Origin of the sequence: Nonomuraea sp. N2-4H (assembly GCF_045291505.1) — a bacterium.
Classification (GTDB): Bacteria; Actinomycetota; Actinomycetes; order Streptosporangiales; family Streptosporangiaceae; genus Nonomuraea; species Nonomuraea fastidiosa.
The window spans coordinates 5700795-5720678 of the sequence record NZ_CP147987.1; the positions used below are offsets into that span (position 1 = coordinate 5700795).

A 19884-nucleotide genomic window follows, 5' to 3' on the forward strand; every position below is an offset into this window, starting at 1 on the left:
CGGCCGTATCGGGTGCATCACCGTTGCAGAGATCACCTTGCCGCTCACCTGCGATATCCCCGAGGGTGCACTAAACAGTGCAAAGGGGGACGCATGCGGGCGCCGTTGGTCGTCAAGAGGGCGTTCAGCGAGCCGCTGCTTCTCCTGGCCGCGTTCGGCTCGATCCTGCTCGCCACCACCACGCTCGTGGCGCTGACCATGTACGCCTCCTCCATCGCGGAGGCGGGCGTCCGCAGGACGATGGAGACCGCCTCGCACGAGCAGATCGCGGCCACCGTCAGCGCCCCCATCACGGCGGAGACGTTCCCGAAGTTCGACCAGGCCGTACGCACCGAGCTGACCGCCGCCTACGGCCGCGCGCCCGACGTGGCCACCAGCCTGCGCTCCGACTCCTACACGATGCCGGGCCAGGAGGACAGGCAGCGACCCGAGCTGCTGCGCTTCGGCAGCTACGACGGGCTCGACCGGCACGCCAAGCTCGTCAGCGGCGCCTGGCCCCAGGCCGGCGGCGACAACGACACCGTGCAGGCCGCGATCTCGCTGTCGGCGGCATCGGAGACCGGGTTCAAGGTCGGGCAGGAGTTCACCACGCGCGGCCGGCTCGACGAACGCGCGGTACGGGTGCGCGTGGTCGGCGTGTTCCAGCTCGACGACCCCTTCGGGGCCCGCTGGACGGGCGAGCCGCTGCTCAGCAGGGGCGTCGAACGCGGCGAGTTCAGCACGTACGGGCCGCTGATGGTGGCGCGCGAGACGTTCATCGACCGCTTCGCCACCAACGTCAACGCCACCTGGACCGCCGTACCCGACCTGCGCGCGCTCACCCCCGAGCAGCTGCGCCCGATGGCCGCCGCGATCTCCGGCCTTGAGGACCGGCTGAAGGAGAAGGGCTGCGGCAGCTGCGTCGCCGCGAGCCACCTGCCCGAGCTGCTCACCCAGCTCGACACCGCCTCGCTGGTGGCCCGCTCCACCATGCTGATCCCCGTGCTGCAGCTGCTGCTGCTCGCCGCGTACGCGCTGATGCTGACCGCGCGGCTGCTGGCCGACCACCGCCGGATGGAGGTGGCGCTGCTGCGCTCGCGCGGCGCGGGGACCGTGCGGCTCGCGGTGCTGGCGGGCGGCGAGGCGCTGCTGGTGGCGCTGCCGTGCGCGATCGTGGCGCCGTTCCTCGGCCCGCCGCTGCTCGCGCTGATCAACCGGCTGCCGTGGATCGAGGCGGCGGGCGTGCGGCTGGCTCCCGAGGCCGACCTGGGGACGTTCCTGGTGTCGTCCGGAGTGGCGCTGGCCGCGGCCGTGCTGCTCATGGCCCCGGCGCTGGCCGGGGCGCGCAGGACGTACGTCGAGGAGCAGGCGGCGCGCGGGCGCGGCGGCGGTCGCGGCCTGATCGAGCGGGCGGGCGCCGATCTCGCGCTGCTGGTCGTGGCCGGGCTCGCGATCTGGCAGCTCCAGCGTTACGGCGCCCCCGTGACCGCGACGGCGGCCGGCGGCCTGGGCATCGACCCGCTGATCATCTCCGGTCCCGCGCTGGCCCTGCTCACCGGCGGCATGCTCGGGCTGCGGCTGGTGCCGCGCGTGTCCAAGCTGGCCGAGAAGATCACCTCAAGGCGGCCCTCGCTCGCCCCCGCGCTCGGCGCGTGGCAGGTGAGCAGGCGCCCGCTCAAGTACGCGGGGCCCGCGCTGCTGCTCACCATGGCCATCTCCATCGGCATCGTGTCGCTCGCGACCGCGGCGACCTGGCGTACCTCGCAGCTCGACCAGGCCCGCCACCAGGCCGGTGCCGACCTGCGGCTGTCCGGCCCGCCGGACGGTCCCGAGCTGGGCGCGCTCGGGCGCGGCACCGCGTTCACCACGCTGCCCGGCGTCAGCGCCGCGTCCCCGGGTTTTCGCGGGCAGATCGACGTGGGCGGCGAGAACGCGATGCTGGTCGCGCTCGACGCCGGCAAGCTGGGCGAGCTGTTCCACCTGCGTCCCGACCTGTCGGCGCAGCCGGTGAGCGAGCTGTCGCGGACGCTGATCGGCGGCCGCGCGGACCGGCTCGAGCTGCCGGGACAGCCCGCCAAGGTGACCGTGACCGCCGAGGCGAGCGCCGAGCTGTCGGCCCGGCTGGTGCTGACCGACGCGCTCGGGGTCTGGCGTGACGTGCCGCTCGGCGTGCTCAAGGCCGGTACGAACCGCCTCGAAGTGGACCTGCGGCCACTGGCCGGGCAGAACGGCAGGATCACCTACCCGGTCTCGCTGCTCGGCGTGATCGCCGGAGCGCCGTCCGGCAAGGCGACGCTCACGGTCACCGGGCTGAGCGCCGACGGCCGGCAGGTGAGCGCGCCACGGCTGACGATGGAGGCCGAGCAGGCCACCGCCGCCGCGTTCGTCCAGCGGCCGCAGCCGGGGCCGCTGCCGGTGGTGCTGACCGCCGACCTCGCCGCCTCGCTGAAGCTCGCCGCCGGGCAGGAGGGACGGGTCAGCATCGACCGCCGGGTGCTGCCGGTCAAGGTCGTCGGCGTCGTCGAGACCATGCCCACCACCACGGCCGGGCAGCAGGCCGTGCTCGCCGACTGGGAGACGATGCAGACGTACGAGCTGGCCATGGCGCAGCCGCCGCGGCCCGCGACCGAGTGGTGGCTGGCCACCGCTGACGGCACCGCCGCCACCGCGGAGCTCAAGAGCCACCCCGAGTGGGACGTCACCGTGCTCGACCAGCGCGCGCTGGCCGCGAGCCTCCAGGACGACCCGCTGGCCAGCGGTCTGCAGGGGGCGCTCATGCTGGGCTTTGCGGCCGCGCTGGTGTTCGCCGCGCTCGGCTTCCTGGTGAACGCGGCCGTGGCGGCGCGCGAGCGGATGTCCGAGTTCGCGGTGCTGCGGGCGCTCGGCGTGAGCCCCCGGCAGGTGCTCGGGATGCTGGCCATGGAGCAGGCGTTCGTCGTGGGGCTGTCGCTGCTGGCCGGCACGGGGCTCGCGGTGGTCGTGGGCGTGCTGGTCGTGCCGCACATCGTGCTCACCGGGCAGGCCGCGGCCGTGACGCCCGGCGTGGTGCTCGACATCCCGTGGGGGGCCACCACCGCGATGCTGGCCCTGGTCACGGCGGTGCTGTTCGCGATCGTCGCCGGGCTGGCCCGCACCGTACGCCGGCAGCACAGCCTCCGGGAGGAACAGTGAGAATCGGGCTGCTCTCCCGGGTGCACCTGGGCCCTCTGGCGGTGCTCTTCGCGCTGACGCTGAGCGCCTGCCTGCTCATCTCCGGGCTGCCGCGGGCCACCGAGTCCGCGTACGACGAGGCGCTGCGCCGCGCCCTGGCCGGCGCGCCCGGCGTGCAGACCGACCTGACCGTCACGGTGGGCACCTGGTCACCGGCGGTGGACCTGCGCGAACGCGCCCAGTTCGACTCGCGCATGCGCGTCTGGCAGAAGATCCTGCCCGCCACGCTCCGCCCGCTGGTGACCGGGCCCGGCCACATGAACGCCAAGACCGCCGCCACCCCCATCGCCGGAACCGGCGGCTCCTCCTACCTCAACCTGGGCTGGCTGTCCGACGCCGACCAGCGCGTCGAGTGGGTGCAGGGCAAGGCGCCAGGCGCGCCCTCGACGATGCGGTACGAGGGCGAGACGATCCCCGTGTTCGAGGCCGGGGTCGTCGAGGAGGCCGTGCGCGAGATGAACCTGCGCATCGGCTCCACCACGGTGATCGGCGAGCACGACTACGCCGCCGTCAAGATCGTCGGAGTGTTCCGCGCCAAGCAGGCGGACGACCGCTACTGGTCGCACCACAACGACATCCTGCACGTGCTCAAGCTGCAGCCGCCGGGCAGTCTCGACTTCGAAAGGCACGCCACCGCGCTGCTGTCCGACGCCGGGCTCGCCAAGCTCAGCGGCGAAGGACGCAACCTCGCCTACCGGTGGACGCTGCCGCTCGATCCGCGCGGTGCGAGCGCCCTGGACGTGCCCGGCCTGCAGGCCGCCATCGCCGAGTTCGGCCGGGTGGTGGACATCCAGTCCACCGGCACCGTCGCCCCGTACTCGCTGGAGACCGGGCTGCCGCACCTGCTCGCCGAGTTCCAGGCGCAGCTGTCCACCGCACAGACCGTCATGTACCTGGTGCTGGGCGGGCTGCTCGCGGTCGCGCTCGGCGTGATCGTGCTGGCCGTGCAGCTGCTCTCCGACCGGCTCGACCACACGCTCGCGCTGACCAGGGCGCGCGGCGGGTCTCTGGCGCAGGTGGCGGGCACGGCGGCCGCGCTGACCGCCATGGGCGTGGTGCCGGGAGCGGTGGCCGGGTACGCGCTGTCGTACCTGGTGCCGGGCACCGCGCGGCCCATCGTGCACGCAGGGCCGGTGATCGTGGTGCTGGCCGCCGCCGGGTTCGCCGCCGTGCGGATCGCGCTGGCCCACCGCGCTCCGCTGCACGAGCGGCGCGCGGACGTCGCCACCGCCCGGCCGTCCGCCAAGCGGATCACGCTCGAGGTGCTGATCGTCGTGCTGGCTGTGGCGGGGGCGTACCTGCTGCGGGCGCGCGGGCTGAGCGCGTCGGCGGGGCAGGACCCGTTCCTGCTGATCGTGCCGGTCGCGCTGACCGTGGCGGCGGCGCTGGTCACGCTGCGGCTGTATCCGTACCCGCTGCGGCTGATCGTCCGGCTGGCGGCGCGCGGGCGGGCCGCGGTGCCGTTCCTGGGGCTCACCCGGGCGGCGCGGGCGCGTGCCGCGAGCGTCATGCCGGTGCTGATCCTGCTGCCCGCGCTGGCCGTGTCGGTCTTCGCCGCCGTCGTCTCCGACGGCATCGCCGGCACCCAGCGGCTGGCGTCCTGGCAGCGGGCCGGCGCGCCGATCAAGGTGACGTCCGAGAGCGAGATCCCGGCCGCCGTCATCGACGAGATCCGCAAGGCGCCGGGCGTCGAACGGGTCGTGCTCGCGCAGCGGGGCCAGGTCCAGGTCGGGTACGGCGCGGAGCGGGCCGAGGCGCTCGCCGTGAACGTCGCCGAGTGGCGGTCGATCCTGTCCGGCGCGCCGGTGAGCCTGCCCGCGGTGTCCGCAGGCGCGATCGTCTCGCCGGAGCTGCGCGGGCGCGGGACGCTCGACCTCGGCTGGCAGTCCCGGTTCAAAGTGCCCACCGCCGCCGTCGCCGAGTCGGTGCCCGGCTTCTTCACCACCGGCAAGTTCCTGGTCGTGCCGCTGGAGGTGCTGCTGCGCCCGGCCGTCAACACGCTGCTCATCCAGGGCGACGCCGACGTGGCCGAGCTGGCCGCGCTTGCGCCGTCGGCCACCGTGATCTCCCAGGAAAGCGCGCTGGCCGGCATCCAGGACGATCCGCTGACCGGCACCGTACGGGCCACACTGGTGATCGTGACGATCGCACTGGCCGGCTACGCGCTGCTCGCCGTCGTCCTGCTGCTCATCGTCGGCGCGGCCGACCGCGCCAGGGCGGTCTCCTTCCTGCGCACGCTCGGGCTGTCGGACCGGCAGGCCCAGTGGCTCACCGTGCTGGAGGTGCTGCCCATGATCCTCATGACCGCGCTGGCCGGCCTCTGTCTCGGCCTGGCCCTGCCCACCGCGCTCGGGCCCGGCGTCGATCTGTCGTCGTACGCCGGTGACCTGCCCGTCGGCGACTACTCGCCCGACCCCGTCCTGCCCGGCGCGCTGGCCGCGGGGCTCGCCGTGGTCGCCGTGCTCGGCGCGTACGCGCACACCGCCATCAGCCGCCGCCGCAGCCTCGGCGCCGTCCTTCGAGTGGGGGACCTCACATGAACCCGACACTGTCAGAGCTGGAAGCGAAGGCCAAGCGGGAGAAGGCCGTCTTCGGCGGGGACGCGCACATCGTGTGCGACAACCTCGTCCGCATCTACAAGACCGAAGGCGTCGAGGTCGTCGCGCTGCAGGGCCTCGACCTCGTCATCGACAAGGGCGAGCTGGTGGCCATCGTCGGCGCCTCGGGTTCCGGCAAGTCCACGCTGCTCAACGTGCTGTCCGGGCTCGACGTGCCGACCGCGGGCGTGGCCAGGGTGGCCGGCATGGACCTGCTGTCGATGACCGCCCGCGACCGCCTCCACTACCGGCGCTCCGTCGTCGGCTTCATCTGGCAGCAGACCGCGCGGAACCTGCTGCCGTACCTGACCTCGCGGGAGAACATCGAGCTGCCGATGAAGCTGGCCGGCAAGCGCCGCCGCCGCGAGCGCGCCGACGAGCTGCTCGAACTCCTCGGCGTCGCCGACTGCGCCGGGCGCAAACCGCCCGAGATGTCCGGCGGGCAGCAGCAGCGCGTCGCCATCGGCGTGGCCCTGGCCAACTCCCCGCAGCTCATCCTCGCCGACGAGCCCACGGGCGAGCTCGACAGCGAGACGTCCGAGCAGGTCTTCGAGGCGCTGCGCACCGCCAACAGGGAGCTGGGGGTGACCGTCGTCATCGTCACCCACGACCCCATGGTGGCCGAGCAGGTGGACCGCACCGTCGGCATCCGCGACGGGCGTACCAGCAGCGAGACCGTGCGCCGCGAGGGCGCCGAGGGACAGATCATCGCCGAGGAGTACGCCGTGCTCGACCGCGTCGGACGCCTCCAGCTCCCCCGCGACTTCATGAACGCCCTCGACATGGAACGCCGGGTGCGTCTCGAACTCGAATCCGACCACATCGGCGTGTGGCCCGCCCGAGAGGAGCCGTCCGAATGAGTCAGTCGCCCCTGGTCGAGGTCGAAGGGCTGCGCAAGGTCTACCGCACCGGGCCCAAGGAGGTCGTGGCGCTGCGGGAGGTGTCGTTCGCCGTGTACCCCGGTGAGCTGGTGGCGCTGCGCGGGCGGTCCGGGTCCGGTAAGACCACGCTGCTCAACCAGATCGGCGGCCTGGACAAGCCGGACGCCGGGCGGGTGGTCGTGGACGGGCGCGAGATCACCGCCATGTCCGAGGACGAGCTGCTGCAGGTGCGGCGCGACGTCGTCGGGTTCGTGTTCCAGTCGTTCGGGTTGATCCCCGTCCTGTCTGCGGCCGAGAACGTGGGCGTGCCGATGCGGCTGCTGCGGGTCCCTGCCGCTGAGCGGGAGGAGCGGGTACGCGTGCTGCTCGCGCTCGTCGGGCTTGAGCAGCACGTCAACCAGCGGCCGTACGAGCTGTCCGGCGGTCAGCGGCAGCGGGTCGCCATCGCCCGCGCCCTGGCCAACCGGCCCCGGCTGCTGGTGGCCGACGAGCCCACGGGGCAGCTCGACTCGCAGACCGGGCGGCAGATCATGGAGCTGTTGCGGGCGCTCGTACGCAGTGAAGGCGTGACGGCGCTGGTGGCCACCCATGACCCCAGCCTGATGACGGTGGCGGACCGGGTGCTGGAGATCAGCGACGGTGTGGTGCGCGAGGCCGCCCGTACCTGACCCCGGCAGTTGCGGCACCGGTGGAGAGCCGTTCGGCACCTGTGGAGGATCGTCCGGCACCCGTGGAGAGCCGCGCGCTCGCCCCCACCTCCGATGGGGTTTCCGTCACCTGCCGTGAGCACTGGGGGCGACGGCCCGCCTCGGTTTCGGCGCCCAGACGATGGCGGCGAGGTTGACGACCGCGACCAGCACCCCGCCCACCACCGCCGGCGCCGCGATCCCGGCGAGCCCGGCCAGCGGCGCGGCCACCGCCAGCCCGAACGGCCGCGACGCGAACGAGATGAGCTGGTCGAACGACCGCACCCGCCCGAGCGCGTGCTCCGGTACCTCGTCGGCGACCACCGTCTCCCACAGCGGGCTGAGCAGCCCAAGCCCGAACATCGCCACCGCGTAGGCCGCCGCCATCACCGGCAGCGACGCCCCGGCGGCCAGCGCCGCCATCGGGAACGCGTAACAGGCCGCGCCGAGCTGCACCGCGACCACCGGCCGCCGGATCGGCAGCCTCGGTGCCAGGAACACGCCCAGCACCATGCCCACGGTGCCGCACTGCACGATCACCGCCCAGCCCGCCTCGCCGCCCGCCTCCCGTACGGCGACGACGGGGCCGAGCGTCAGGAACAGGCCCGCCATGAAGTGCCACACGCCGTGCCCCGCCACGCAGGCCAGGAACCACGGGCGTTCGCGGACCTCCCGCCACCCCTCGACCAGATCCCGCCCGAACCCCGAGCCTCTGCCGATCAGCTCCCGCCATGGCCGCTGCCTCGATCCGCCTGCGTTCTGTGCCGGCGCACCGCGTCCAGGCCCGGCCGTCGCCCCTTGCCCGGCAAGGGACTCCTGCTCACCGGCTGCCTCTGCGCTGACCCGGACCGTCTCCTCGCTGCCCCGGACCGTCTCCTCGCTGACCTGTAGCGCCTCCTCGCTGACCCGCACCGCCTCCTCGCTGACCCGCACCGCCTCCTCCGGAACCGGCGACGTCTCCCGGATGCCGCCGAGGGTCCATGCCGAGCACGCGAACACCGCGGCCGTGATCCCCGCCGCCCACCCGGGCCCGGCGACCACCGTGACCGTCCCCGCGATCGCCGGCGCGGCCACCGCGGACAGGCTCGTCACCACCCCGATCCGCGCGTTCACCCGCAACCGGTCCGGCCCGGGCACCACCGCCACCACCAGCCGGGGCACCGCCGGGCTGCCGAACGCGATCGCCACCCCCGCCATCGCCGACAACACGGCCAGATCGAGCACCCGGTAGACGCCGAGCAGCAGTTCCACGGCGATGATCGCCTGCGACAGGCACCGGGTCAGGTCGGCGAGCAGCACCACGCGTGCGGGCCTGATCCGGTCGGCGAGCACCCCGCCGACCGGCAGCAGCACCAGCAGTGGAACGAGCTCGGCGGCCAGCACCACACCCAGCTCGCCCTCTCCACCTCCGGCCCGCAGCACCGCCAGCGTCAGGGTGGTCGGGATGAGCGCCGTGGCCAGCGCGGACAGGCAACGCCCGATGAGCAAACGCGTAATCACGCCGCCTGAGGATATTTCGACAGCGAATCTTTCGTCAACTAATTACCTGCTCCCCTATGCTCCCAGGCATGGAGGACTCCGTCGATCGTCACCTGGCCCGCTGGCGCGGAAAGGCGCCCTTCGACGAACGGGTGGAGGCGATCGTGACCCGCCTGCAGTTCCTGGTGAAGCACATCGCCCACACCAAGGAGGCGGCCCTGTCGGAGGTCGGCATGCAGGACTTCGAGTTCGAGACCCTGCACCGCCTCGTCGCCCGCGGCGGCACCGCGACGCCGTCCGAGCTGGCCGCCGACCTCCTGCTGTCGCCGGCGGGCATGACCGGCCGCCTCGACACGCTGGAACGTTCAGCCCTCGTACGCCGCGTACGCAGCACCGAGGACCGCCGCCGGGTGGACGTCGAGATCACCCCCAAGGGCCACGACCTGTGGATGGAGGCCATGACCATCCGCGCCGAGGTCGAAGCCTCCATGATCAACGCCCTGTCCCCCGAGGATCAGGTCCTCCTCGACGGCCTGCTCAAACAACTCCTCATCAACGCCGAGAACCCTCGCTGACGAGCACCTTCTCAGGCGTCGAGCTGGTGATCCGCCCAGACGTAACTCACCGGCAGCAGATCGGCGACCGGCACCATCCGAAGGCCGTCCTGCGTACCGACGATGACCTTGAGCGCCGGGAAGTAGTCGAGAAGGAACTGCCGGCACCGCCCGCACGGCGGCACCACCCCACGGTCACGATCTCCCACCGCGACCATGACATCCAGCTCGTAGATCCCCTGACCGGCGGCCGTACCGACGACGACCATCTCCGCACACGGGCCGCCGGTGAAGTGGTAGGCGTTCACCCCGGTGACGATCCGGCCGTCCCGCGCCCTGGCCGCGGCCGCCATGGTGTGGTTGTCGCCGCGGCAACGCGTGGCCGCCACGCGCGCCGCCGCCCGTACCAGCTCCTCATCGACCCGCTCACCCGGCACAGCCCCACTCCCCGAACCCAGCGCCCATCATCGTGACTCACGGCCCACTGTGCCAGACCCCTTACCCCGCACCGCCTTCCGCCCCGTAAGACACCCCGTACCCCACGCCCTGGCCACCGCCCGAGACGGCGCGCCCGCACACCCACCCACCGGCCACCACCCGAAACGGCACACCCACACACCCACGCCACCACCCGAAACGGCACACCCGCAACCAGGACACCACCCAGCGCGGCACGCCCACGCACCCACGCACCGGTCACCACCAGGGGCGGCCCGCCCGCACCTTCACCCCCAGGACGCCACCCGACACGAGCCCCCCGCACACCTGCACACCCACCACCCGGCGCGACGTCCCGACCCCGCCAGCGGACACGACGACTTCTCCGCCGACGGGCAGGGGTGGTCGGCGGTGGTGTCGAGGACCCAGCGGGCCACGGCGGCACCGCGACGGCCGGGGCGGGTGCTGCCGACAACGAGAGGCCACGCACCACCCCGCGCAACCCCGAACCGCCGACACCAGCCACGCACCACCCCGCGCAACCCCGAACCGCCGACACCAGCCACGCACCACCCCGCGCAACCCCGAACCGCCGACACCAGCCACGCACCACCCCGCGCAACCCCGAACCGCCGACACCAGCCACGCACCACTCCGCGCAACCCCGAACCGCCGACACCAGCCACGCACCACTCCGCGTATCCGCACTCCCACCAGGTCGCCAAAGCACGGAGCCACGAGGTCACGAGGGCAGGGGCCGCAGTCAGGCACCGCCCCCACACAGCACCCCGCTACAGCGCCACCACTCAGCGGCCGTTGCGGCACGCCACGATGACCTGCACCGTGTGCTCCAGCGCGTAGGCCGGGTCCGCTCCCCCACCCTTGACCTGCTCGTCAGCATGGGCCACGGCCTGGATCGCCCGGGCCAGCCCTTCCGGCCCCCAGCCGTTCAGCTGCCGCTTGACCCGATCGACCTTCCACGGCGGCATGCCGACATGGCTGGCCAGTTGCCCGCCCCGGAGATTGCGAGGCGCACTGGCGACCTTGGCCAGCGAACGCAACCCGCCGGCCAGCGCGCTGACCAGCAGCACGGGGGCGACGCCGGTGCCGAGCGCCCACCTCAACTGCTCCAGCGCCTCCGCCAGTCGCCCCTCCACCGCCGAGTCGGCGACGTTGAACCCGGTGACCTCCGCCCGCCCCTTGTGGTAGCGAGCCACTGCCGCCGCATTGATCGTCTTGTCCTCGGTGTCGAACATCATCTGGGAACAGGCCGCGGCCAGCTCCCGGAGATCGTTCCCCACGGCGTCCAGCAACGCCTGAGCCGCATCGCCCGAGATGCTGCGCCCGGCCCGCTTGAACTCCCCCTTGATGAACTCCAACCGCTCACCGGACTTGGTGAGCTTGCTCACCGTCACCACCTTGGCGCCGGCCTTCTTCACCCCATCGACCAGCGCCTTGCCCTTCACCCCACCCGGGTGGGCCAGCACCATCACGGTGTCCTCGGACGGCTGCTTCGCATACGCCACGATCTCGGCGATGACGTCCTTGCCGAGATCCTGCGCTCCGCGGATCACCACGACGGACCGATCCCCGAACAACGACGGCGACGTCAGCTGCGACAGCTCACCCGTCGTGACCTTGCTCCCGACGAGGTCGTGCACCTCGATCTCAGGGTCGGCGCTCCGGGCCGCCGCGACGACCCCGCTCACCGCCCGCTCGGCCAGCAACTCCTCGTCGCCGACGACCAAGGTCACAGGTGCTGGATCGGTTCCCGCCATGTCAGGCAGCATGCCACGCCCCACCGACAACTAGGTACTCGACGACCAACCCCGAGCCGCCTCCGTACCAGCCCACCTGTCTCGCTCTCGACGACCAGGGCCGTCGAAGCGACATAAGGCCAGGCTCCGAAGAGCTGCAACAGCCCCTCGAACGCCGACGAGAGCCCCGAATCACCACGAGACACTGTGCGGGCAACCGCGGACTAGGGGCCGCGCGGGACCACCGCCAGGCCGCCACCCTCCTGCTCGACCACAGCAATATCCCCCGACTTGTCCGTACGGTGAACCGTGAGGCCGAGCCGCCGCAGCAGGTTCAGCGTGGACGCCGCGGGATGTCCGTAGTCGTTGTCCGCCCCCACGCTGATCAACGCCGCCCGCGCCCCCAGCGACGCCACGAACTCGGGCGACTGCCGGTTCGACCCATGATGCGGCGTCTTGAGGATGTCGGCCCGTACGGGCATCCGCCGCACCAGCTCATCTTGCGCCTCGGTCTCCAAGTCTCCGCCCAGCAGGATCGACCCGGACCGCCACCGTACGTGCACCACGACGCTCGAGTTGTTGATCGCGCTGCCCTCGCCTTGCCCAGCCGACTCGCCGGCGGCGGGGTCGGGTGCGAGGACGGTCAGCTCCGACGGGCCGAACCGCCAGCGGGTGCCCGGCCGAACCGTCCACTCAGGGATGCCGCGTTGCCGCAGCATGCCGGCGATGCGCCCCTCGGCCCGCGCACTCGTACGCTGCGGGCTGACCACGACGGCCCCGACGCGACGGTTCCTGAGCACGCCCGGCAGACCGTCCACGTGGTCGGCATGGGGATGCGTGAGCACGAGCAGCGGTACGTCCACGACGCCGAGTCTTCGCAGGCACCGATCCATGACCACCGGGTCCGGCCCTGTGTCCACGACCACGCCCCTGCCGGGACCGGCCGCGACCACCAGGCCATCGCCCTGCCCGACGTCGCACATGACCATCAACCACCCCTTGGGCGGCCAAGGCCCAGCGATGGGGCGGATCACCAGAACCGCCACCAAAGCGGCACCGGCCACCGTCAGCGCCACCGCGCGCCAGGCACGGCGTCTCATGACCGGTACCGCCACCGCCACAGCGAGCAGCAACAGGCCGAGCCCCACGATCCCCGCCGGCCACGGCACCGTCGCGAACGGCACGCCCACCGCCCACCGGGAGACCGTGATGATCCAGCCGACCGCGTACCCGGCGGGGATGGTGAGCATCCGCGCCCCGTCGAGCCACACCGGCGCAATCAGAGCGGCACCGAACCCGAGCAGGGTCGCGGGCGCCACCGCCGGCGCGACAAGCAGGTTGGCGATCACCGCGACGGGCGTCAACTGCCCGGCCATCAGCACCAGCACGGGTGTCACGGCGAGCTGCGCCGCCGCAGGCACGGCCACGGCCTCCGCCAACCACCGCGGCAACCGCAACCTCCGCCGACGTTCAGCGAAAACCCCACCACCAACAGCAGAACCGGACGCACAACCACCCACCCCACCACCAACAGCAGGCGAGAGGGAGACACTCTGCCCAGCGGCTAGGCCAGGGATGGGGGTGGAAGCGCGAAATACGCCGGGATGTTCGAACTCCCCCTGCGACGTCTTTGTGCCCGTCAGCTTGTCTCGCCAGCGTGGGGCGAGGAGGAGTATGCCGGCGGTGGCCGTGACGGAGAGGGCGAAGCCGTACGAGCGGGCGAGTTCAGGCACGAACAACATCAGGAGCAGGACCGTGGCCGACAGGGCCGCGACGCCGTCCTTCGAGCGGCCCGTGCCCATGGCGACCGCGGCGGCCAGCCCCATGAGAAGGGCGCGCAGGACGCTCGGCGACGGGCGGGCGACCACGGTGAACGCCAGCATCGCGACGGCGGCGAAGCCAGCCGTACCGGAAGCGACAGGCCGACGAGTCGGGACAGCGCGAGTGCCGCGCCTGCCACGATCGCCAGATTGGCACCGGATACGGCGTTCAGATGGCTGAGACCGGCTTCCCTGAAGTCGGCCGTCACCTGCGGGTCCATGCGGGAGACATCGCCCACGACCAGGCCCGGGAGGAGACCCCGCTGGTCGGGCGGCAGAACGTCGGCCGCCGCTCGCAGGCCCGACCGTATCGCTCCCGCCGCCGTCTGAAGGCTGGACGGGGGCGCCAGGGGACGGGGCGGCTCGCGGACGAGCAGGATCGCGGCCACCGATGTGCCCGGCGTCGGCGTGGCCAGGCGTCCAGTGACCTCCACCTCCTGTGTGGGCAGGTAGGAGCGCCAGGCCGAGCCCGTCGTGAAGACCGTGATGGGGACATCCACCGCTTGCCGCGACGTGGGCGTCTGGATGACCTTCAGTGTCGCCGGGACGACGTAGCTTTCCTGAGCGAAACGGCCACTTTCGTTGGGTCTGCGCCGAGGGTCGTCGGTCAGGGCGATCTGGGCGGTGATGAAGGCGTTCTTGGCGGCGAGCTCGGTGGCCGGTCCGGTGGTGATCGCGTGAACGCGCAGGGCCACAGAGGCGGCCGTCGCCGCCGTACCGATGAGGGTGGCGATGATGACATTGCGCCATCCAAGGCCGAGCCGGCGGCCGGCTTTTCCGTGGACTTCCGGGTACGCCAGAGCGTCACCAAAGCGGCGACCGCGGCACCAGCGGCGGCGATGAAGCCGACGAAAGCGGTGCATCCGAGCAGGATCAGTGCAGTGGCCCAGGCGGCCAACGCCGGAAGCGCCAAGGGCCAAGCAGGCTCGGGCTTGGCAACGGCGGGCTCCGACGGTGGCCGAGGCACCGGACGGCGGCTGCGCCGAGCAAGAGCGACATCAAGCCTTCGTACGGAGCCAGGGCCGGAGCTGAGGGAACGGACGCGAGTAGGGCCGTGAGCGCGGGCGGAGTCAGAACCAACGATTCGCGCAGGGTCGGAAATATGGAAACGGACAGGGTCGGGGCTGAAGCCTCGGGCCGCACCGGAACCAAGAGCATGCACAGAACCAGAACCGAAGACCTGCGCAGCATCGGCGCCGAGTGCACGCTCAGGGTCCGGGCCGAGAGTGCGAGCGTCATCAGAGCTGTGGGCGCGGGTGGGGTCGGGGACAGGCATGTCAGACGCGGACCTTCGGCTTGATCTCCTCGAACTTCCTCGGGCCGATGCCTGAGACCTCGCGGAGCTGGTCGACGCTGGTGAAGCCGCCCCGGCTCGTACGGAACTCCACGATGCGCGCGGCAAGGACCTCGCCCACGCCCGGAAGCTGTTCCAACTGGTCGGCGGTGGCCGAGTTCAGGTCGAGGACGGCGGTCGCGGGGTCGATCATCGGGGAGCCGGGTGCCGCCTGGCCAGCTGGGGCGCCCACCACGATCTGCTCGCCGTCGATCAGGCGTCTGGCGAGGTTGAGCTGGCCTGTGGAAGCGCCCTTGGACACGCCTCCGGCCGCCGTGACGGCATCCGTCACTCGGGAGCCTGCGGCAAGCAGGTAGACACCCGGCTTCCTGACCTTGCCGGCCACGTGCACGGTGACTTTGGCGGCAGCCGCTGCCGAGGGGGTGACCGCAGGCGGAGGTGTGATCGGTGCGGGCGGTGGCAAGGGCTGGGGCGTCGGCTGCGCGCGCCAGACGAGGAAGGCCGCCACCGCTGTGGCGAGCACCCCGATGGCGAGGAGTGCCCGCAGGCCGGGCTTGCCCGGGTCGAGGGTGGGGCTCTGGGCGGCCAGGAACTTCCGGAGAGCCTGGAGAGAGGCCGATGAGGGGTCAGCGGTCGGGGCGGACTTCTGCGCCCGGTCGGGGGATGCTGAGGGTCGCTGTGATGGTGTGCCAAGGTCAAGTGGCGTCCAGCCGTCCCCCGCCGCGTCGAGGTGCGCTGGTCTCGGGAACTGTCCTGCCGGGCCAGAGCTCAAGGGCACTCCAAGGTCAGTGGCCTGGTCGGCATGCGACGACGCCTCAAGTTCCGTGGAAGGACCGTCATGCGGCCACACGTCGAGATCGTCAGGTGTGTGAACGCGCGGAGATTCTCCACGGTCGACTGACGGGGACATGCGCGGCGACGGCCTGCGCGTAGGTGAAGAGTCATCATGTGGTGGGGCCGCCGGCATCGTGAGTGAATCGCGGTGCGACGGCACCGGAACGTCGGCCGCCGCGCCATGGCGCAGGGGCATCATCGAGGGGTCTGCTGACAGGGCGCGCTGCGGTGACTCCGTAGGGTCCGCAGACGAACCGGGGTACAGAGACGGACCGGGGTGTGGGGAGGTGCCAGGGGCCGGCGACGCGGACGGGCCGTGGTTCGGGGAAGGGCTGGGGTTCGGGGGCGCAGACGGGCTGGGGGCCGGGAACGGGCCGGAGTACGGGGACAAGCCGGAGTACGGGGACAGGCTGGAGTACGGGGACAGGCTGGAGTACGAGGGCAGGCCGGAGTACGAGGACATCGCCAGGTGGCCGACAGGCAGGGCGCGGTGCGGCGATGTCTCAAGGTCGGCCGGCGGGGCGACGTCTGACGCCTTCGCACGGTTCAGTGGTGAGTTCGGGTACTGCACGTCAACGGCGTCCCGGGGCGGAGCGGAGTCTCCTAGCGGAGCAGGGTGGAGCAGTGATGACAGGTCGCGTGGCGAGCCGGAGCGCGCCGGTCGTGTGTGGTGCGATGATGCGCCGGTGTTCGCCAGGTCCGCCGCCCAGAAGGCAGCGGAGAACACGGCGATGTCTTCCTTCCTGCGTTGTTCCTCGTCGAACGGATGGGAGACGACGGATGCCGGTGAGCCCGCCACAGCCAGGGCGACGCCGGACCATGAGCTCGCGTCTGCGGGCCCAGCAACGGCGGGTGCTTCCTCCTCGATGCGGTGCGGTGTTTGCGACGGGCGTACGTCAGCGAAGACGGTCGTCGTCGGTGAACCCGCCGCAGCGGTGACGACGCCAGACGGCGGGCCCGCGTCAGCGGGAACGACGCCTGGCGGCAGGCTCACGTCAGCGGGAACGACGCCTGACAGCGGGCCCGCGTCAGCGGGAACGACGCCTGACAGCGGGCCCGCGTCAGCGCGGGCGGCAGCCGGCGATCGGCCTGCGCCCGTGGAAGCCGAGGTCCTCGGTGGCACCGGCTCGGTGCGGGTGGAGTTCAGCGGCGGACTCGTGGCAATGGGACGCTCGGTCGTCCGGGGCCCGGCATCGGCGGGCACGGCGCTCGGCTGCCGCTTCGGGATGTCGCCGGCGTCTCGTCGGAACTCTTGATAGGGCGGGCGGTGCTTGGAGACCGGCCCGATGCTCTTCGACCGGGTGGGCCTGGCGAGACGGCGACGGGAACGGCGGGCAGGCGCGGTGATCGCCCGTATCCGGAACTCGGCTATGACGCGCTCTGCCGCTCGATCGGGGGTTCGCACGGCAGCGAAGGTACGGCCAGGCGGCGGGCGGGAAAGGGCCGAGCGGCGTTCTGGGGATAGGTACCGGTCTCGGTGCCAGGCTGTGGATGAGGTGATCGGAAGGACGACTGGCGTTGGCTCGGCCCGCCGATGCGCTCATGCCTGCGTCAGGGTGTCGTCGTCGGGTCTGCTGCGGGGTGTCGCCGGTACGTCTGCTCACGGTGTTGTTGCAGGGGCTTCGGAGCGGCCGACGAGCCGGAGTTAGATGTCGCTCGGCGTCACGGTCAGGCCGAGCATTCCCGGACCGACGTGTACGCCGATCACCGCGCCCACCTCGACCACCCGCAGCTCCCCCAGCCCCGGCACCCGCTTCGACAGCCGTTCCGCGAGGCCCTCGGCTCGCTCACGCGCTCCCAGGTGCTGCACCGCCACGTTCACCGGCCTGTCGCCCGCTGCCTCCACGGCCAGGTCCTCCAGGCGGGCGATGGCGCGGGATGCCGTACGGACCTTCTCCAGGAGCGAGATGCGGCCGCTGGTGATGTGCAGCAGCGGCTTGATCATGAGCGCGGAACCCACGAGGGAGGCCGCGGTGCCGATACGGCCGCTGCGGCGGAGGTAGTCGAGGGTGTCCACGTAGAAGAACGATCGTGTTGCGGAGATGCACCGGTTTGCGGCCGAGACCACCTCCTCCATGGGGGCGCCGCCGGCGGCGGCTCGGGCGGCGGCCAGCACCGGGTAACCCAGGCCCATGGCGATCGAACGGCTGTCGATGACGGCCACCGGTACGGGTGCCTCCCTGGCGGCGGCGCGGGCGGACTCGATCGTGCCGGACATCTCGCCGGAAAGGTGGATTGAGACGATCGCCGTGGCTCCGGCGGCGGCCAGGGCCGAGTAGCAAGAGGCGAAGCTGGCAGGCGACGGGCGAGAGGTGGTGGCCGAGGCCAGATCGCCGGTGAAGGAGCCCTCATCGAAAACGTCCGGGGTATCGGAAGGGGCGGCCGTCGCGGTCGAGGGGGCGGCTGAGCTTCCCGAGGGGGCGGCCGTCGTGGTCGAGGAGGCGGCTGAGCTTCCCGAGGGGGCGGCCGTCGCGGTCGAGGAGGCGGCTGAGCTTCCCGAGGGGGCGGCCGTCGCGGTCGAGGAGGCGGCTGAGGATCCGGAGGGGGCGCCCGGAGTGCCTGGGGTGTCAGGAAGCGGGGCGGCCGGACTTTCGCAGTGAACGCTCGGCCTGCCAGGCGACACGGCCGGGCCTTCGGAAGGTGTGCTCGGGGTGTCAGCCGGCGCGGCTGGGCTTTCAAAGAGGGACGAAGCGCTCAAGGAGGACGCGGGAGGTCGTGGCTCCAGGGGCTCAGCGGGGTCTCGCCGCTCTTGCGACGACGGCGGGCTGGCGCCGTCCTCCCTCGTACGTGCGCCCTTGGCGATCACCTGTACGGGAACCACGGACACCCCAGGCACAGAACCCAGGTAAGCAGTCGAATCGGTGACAACAGCAACCAAGGGTGGCATACCACCGAGATTAACTACTGAACGGGCGTTCCACCCCGCCACACTCGACGCGGCTTGAGGCCGAAGGACCAGGCGAACGCGCCCTCGTGGTCGGCGTCCCACTGAACGATGTCCGCCAGCCGCCCGGGAGCCAGCACGCCGCGGTCGGGCGCGCCCAGGACCGTGGCGCCGCCGAGGGTGGCCGCGCGCAGGGCGTCGTTGACGCTCATCCCGAACGCCGACACCGCCATCGCGATCACCAGGGACATCGAGGTGATGCCGCAGAAGCCGGGGTTGTGGTCGCTGCCCAGGGCGATCTGCACGCCGTGCTTGATCATCTGGCGGACCGGCGGCAGGTGGCCGCGCTGCAGCGCCGTGGCCGGGCAGACGACCGCGGGGACGCCGTACCGGGACATGATGGCGATGTCCTCGTCGGACAGGTGGTGCAGGCCGTCGGCGGAGGCGCACCCCAGCTCGGCCGCGAGCTGCACGGCGCCCCGGCGGCTGTAGATGCCGGCGTGGATGCGGGGCAGCAGCCCGACGTTACGGCCGGAGGCGAGCACCCAGCGGGACTCCTCCGTCGTGAAGTGGCCCTCGTCGCAGTAGACGTCGACGCTGTCGGCGCCGGCCGCGGCCGCGTCGGCGCACCACGCGCCCACGGCCTCGACATATTCGCGCTGCCTGCCGAAGTACTCGGGCGGCACGACGTGCGCCGCGAGGAACGTGACGTGCACCCGCGGCATCATCGGCTCCTTCTCCAGCTCGCGCAGGAGCCGCACGTCGGCGAGCTCGCCGTCGCGGGTGAGGTGGTAGCCGGTCTTGGCCTCGACCGTGGTGGTGCCGCTCAGCAGCCAGTCGCGCAGGCGCTCGCGTACGCCGTTGCACAGGGTCCAGGGGTCGGTGCCGCGGGTCACGGTGACGGTGGAGCCGACGCCGCCGCCCGCCGCGGTGATCGAGGCGGACGTGGAGCCGCCCGTACGGATCGCCAGCTCGGCGTAGCGGTTGCCGGCGTAGACCGGGTGGGTGTGCGCGTCGATGAGCCCGGGCGTGACGAGGGCGCCGCCCAGGTTTTCCACGTGGTCGACGTCGACGATGTCGTCGACGACGCCCGGCACGCTCTGCGGCAGATCTGGAGCGCGCCCCACCCACGCGATGCGATCGTTGTGCACCAGGATGGCCGCGTTGCTGAGAACCTCGTTGCCGGTCCAAAGGCGGCCGATGTTGGTCAGAAGCCGAACGGTCACCGCATCACCACCCCGCACGACCCCCTGCACGGGTGCAGGACACAGCGCACGGCTACCTGCGCCGCGCCCACTGAGTCCGCTCCGGGTCCGGACGACATGGGGGGTCTCCTGCTCTCATCCGCATCGAGTAGTGCGGTGACCGTATCGCCGGACACATGATCCAGCGATTTCAGTTCAGTTACGTTATTTCACATGTCGGGCTGCTGTACAGGGTTATTCGGAAGAAAGACCATTCATCCCAACCA

General features: G+C 71.9%; 12 protein-coding genes and 1 pseudogene. 6 read left to right on the forward strand and 7 right to left on the reverse strand.

What is annotated here, in order from left to right; genetic code table 11:
- Nucleotides 1-93 precede the first annotated feature (93 nt).
- From WBK31_RS26085 to WBK31_RS26100, 4 genes are read left to right on the forward strand one after another with little or no spacing between them, the layout of a single operon-like run.
- The gene (locus WBK31_RS26085; protein ID WP_406673329.1) at nucleotides 94-3150 is read left to right on the forward strand and encodes an ABC transporter permease; all 3057 of its coding nucleotides are present in this window, start codon (nucleotides 94-96) and stop codon (nucleotides 3148-3150) included.
- Nucleotides 3147-5729 carry an FtsX-like permease family protein gene (locus tag WBK31_RS26090; protein ID WP_406673330.1) on the forward strand — a complete coding sequence of 861 codons (2583 nt, stop codon included), beginning with the start codon at nucleotides 3147-3149 and terminating at the stop codon, nucleotides 5727-5729. Before WBK31_RS26085 ends, WBK31_RS26090 begins: the two co-directional genes overlap by 4 nt.
- Nucleotides 5726-6646, forward strand: a complete 921-nt coding sequence (locus WBK31_RS26095) for an ABC transporter ATP-binding protein (protein WP_364057084.1) — start codon at nucleotides 5726-5728, stop codon at nucleotides 6644-6646. Before WBK31_RS26090 ends, WBK31_RS26095 begins: the two co-directional genes overlap by 4 nt.
- The gene (locus tag WBK31_RS26100) at nucleotides 6643-7335 is read left to right on the forward strand and encodes an ABC transporter ATP-binding protein (RefSeq protein WP_364057087.1); all 693 of its coding nucleotides are present in this window, start codon (nucleotides 6643-6645) and stop codon (nucleotides 7333-7335) included. The genes WBK31_RS26095 and WBK31_RS26100 overlap by 4 nt, the downstream gene beginning before the upstream one ends.
- Nucleotides 7336-7440: 105 nt before the next feature.
- Here the strand turns inward: WBK31_RS26100 and WBK31_RS26105 are convergent, their stop codons facing one another.
- Nucleotides 7441-8853, reverse strand: coding sequence for an MFS transporter (locus WBK31_RS26105; protein WP_406673331.1), 1413 nt, complete (start codon nucleotides 8851-8853; stop codon nucleotides 7441-7443).
- 68 nt (nucleotides 8854-8921) lie between these two features.
- On the opposite strand from WBK31_RS26105, the gene WBK31_RS26110 reads away from it, so the two are divergent.
- Nucleotides 8922-9407 carry a MarR family transcriptional regulator gene (locus WBK31_RS26110; protein WP_364057093.1) on the forward strand — a complete coding sequence of 162 codons (486 nt, stop codon included), beginning with the start codon at nucleotides 8922-8924 and terminating at the stop codon, nucleotides 9405-9407.
- 11 nt (nucleotides 9408-9418) lie between these two features.
- Here WBK31_RS26110 and WBK31_RS26115 read toward each other — a convergent pair whose 3' ends face one another.
- From WBK31_RS26115 to WBK31_RS26135, 5 genes and pseudogenes are all read right to left on the reverse strand, one after another.
- Nucleotides 9419-9823: a cytidine deaminase family protein gene (locus WBK31_RS26115; protein WP_406673332.1), complete on the reverse strand. Its 405-nt coding sequence runs from the start codon at nucleotides 9821-9823 to the stop codon at nucleotides 9419-9421.
- An 807-nt stretch (nucleotides 9824-10630) separates the two neighbouring features.
- Nucleotides 10631-11602, reverse strand: a complete 972-nt coding sequence (gene holA, locus WBK31_RS26120) for a DNA polymerase III subunit delta (protein ID WP_364057099.1) — start codon at nucleotides 11600-11602, stop codon at nucleotides 10631-10633.
- A gap of 203 nt (nucleotides 11603-11805) precedes the next feature.
- Nucleotides 11806-14368: pseudogene (locus tag WBK31_RS26125) on the reverse strand (ComEC/Rec2 family competence protein).
- 310 nt (nucleotides 14369-14678) lie between these two features.
- Nucleotides 14679-15080, reverse strand: a complete 402-nt coding sequence (locus WBK31_RS26130) for a helix-hairpin-helix domain-containing protein (RefSeq protein ID WP_406673333.1) — start codon at nucleotides 15078-15080, stop codon at nucleotides 14679-14681.
- Nucleotides 15081-17174: 2094 nt separating this feature from the next.
- Nucleotides 17175-17858, reverse strand: a complete 684-nt coding sequence (locus WBK31_RS26135) for a DegV family protein (protein ID WP_364057564.1) — start codon at nucleotides 17856-17858, stop codon at nucleotides 17175-17177.
- Here WBK31_RS26135 and WBK31_RS26140 point away from each other — a divergent pair.
- Nucleotides 17845-18129, forward strand: a complete 285-nt coding sequence (locus WBK31_RS26140) for a hypothetical protein (protein WP_406675569.1) — start codon at nucleotides 17845-17847, stop codon at nucleotides 18127-18129. The two genes, WBK31_RS26135 and WBK31_RS26140, sit on opposite strands and share 14 nt — an antisense overlap.
- A 301-nt stretch (nucleotides 18130-18430) precedes the next feature.
- Here the strand turns inward: WBK31_RS26140 and hutI are convergent, their stop codons facing one another.
- Nucleotides 18431-19639 carry an imidazolonepropionase gene (hutI, locus tag WBK31_RS26145; protein WP_364057105.1) on the reverse strand — a complete coding sequence of 403 codons (1209 nt, stop codon included), beginning with the start codon at nucleotides 19637-19639 and terminating at the stop codon, nucleotides 18431-18433.
- Nucleotides 19640-19884: the final 245 nt, after the last annotated feature.

Bases quoted from the DNA above. Each gene is read 5' to 3' on its own strand.
- WBK31_RS26085 (WP_406673329.1), top strand. From the start codon at position 94: ATGCGGGCGCCGTTGGTCGTCAAGAGGGCGTTCAGCGAGCCGCTGCTT.
- WBK31_RS26095 (WP_364057084.1), top strand. From the start codon at position 5,726: ATGAACCCGACACTGTCAGAGCTGGAAGCGAAGGCCAAGCGGGAGAAG.
- WBK31_RS26100 (WP_364057087.1), top strand. From the start codon at position 6,643: ATGAGTCAGTCGCCCCTGGTCGAGGTCGAAGGGCTGCGCAAGGTCTAC.
- WBK31_RS26110 (WP_364057093.1), top strand. From the start codon at position 8,922: ATGGAGGACTCCGTCGATCGTCACCTGGCCCGCTGGCGCGGAAAGGCG.
- holA (WP_364057099.1), bottom strand. From the start codon at position 11,602: ATGGCGGGAACCGATCCAGCACCTGTGACCTTGGTCGTCGGCGACGAG.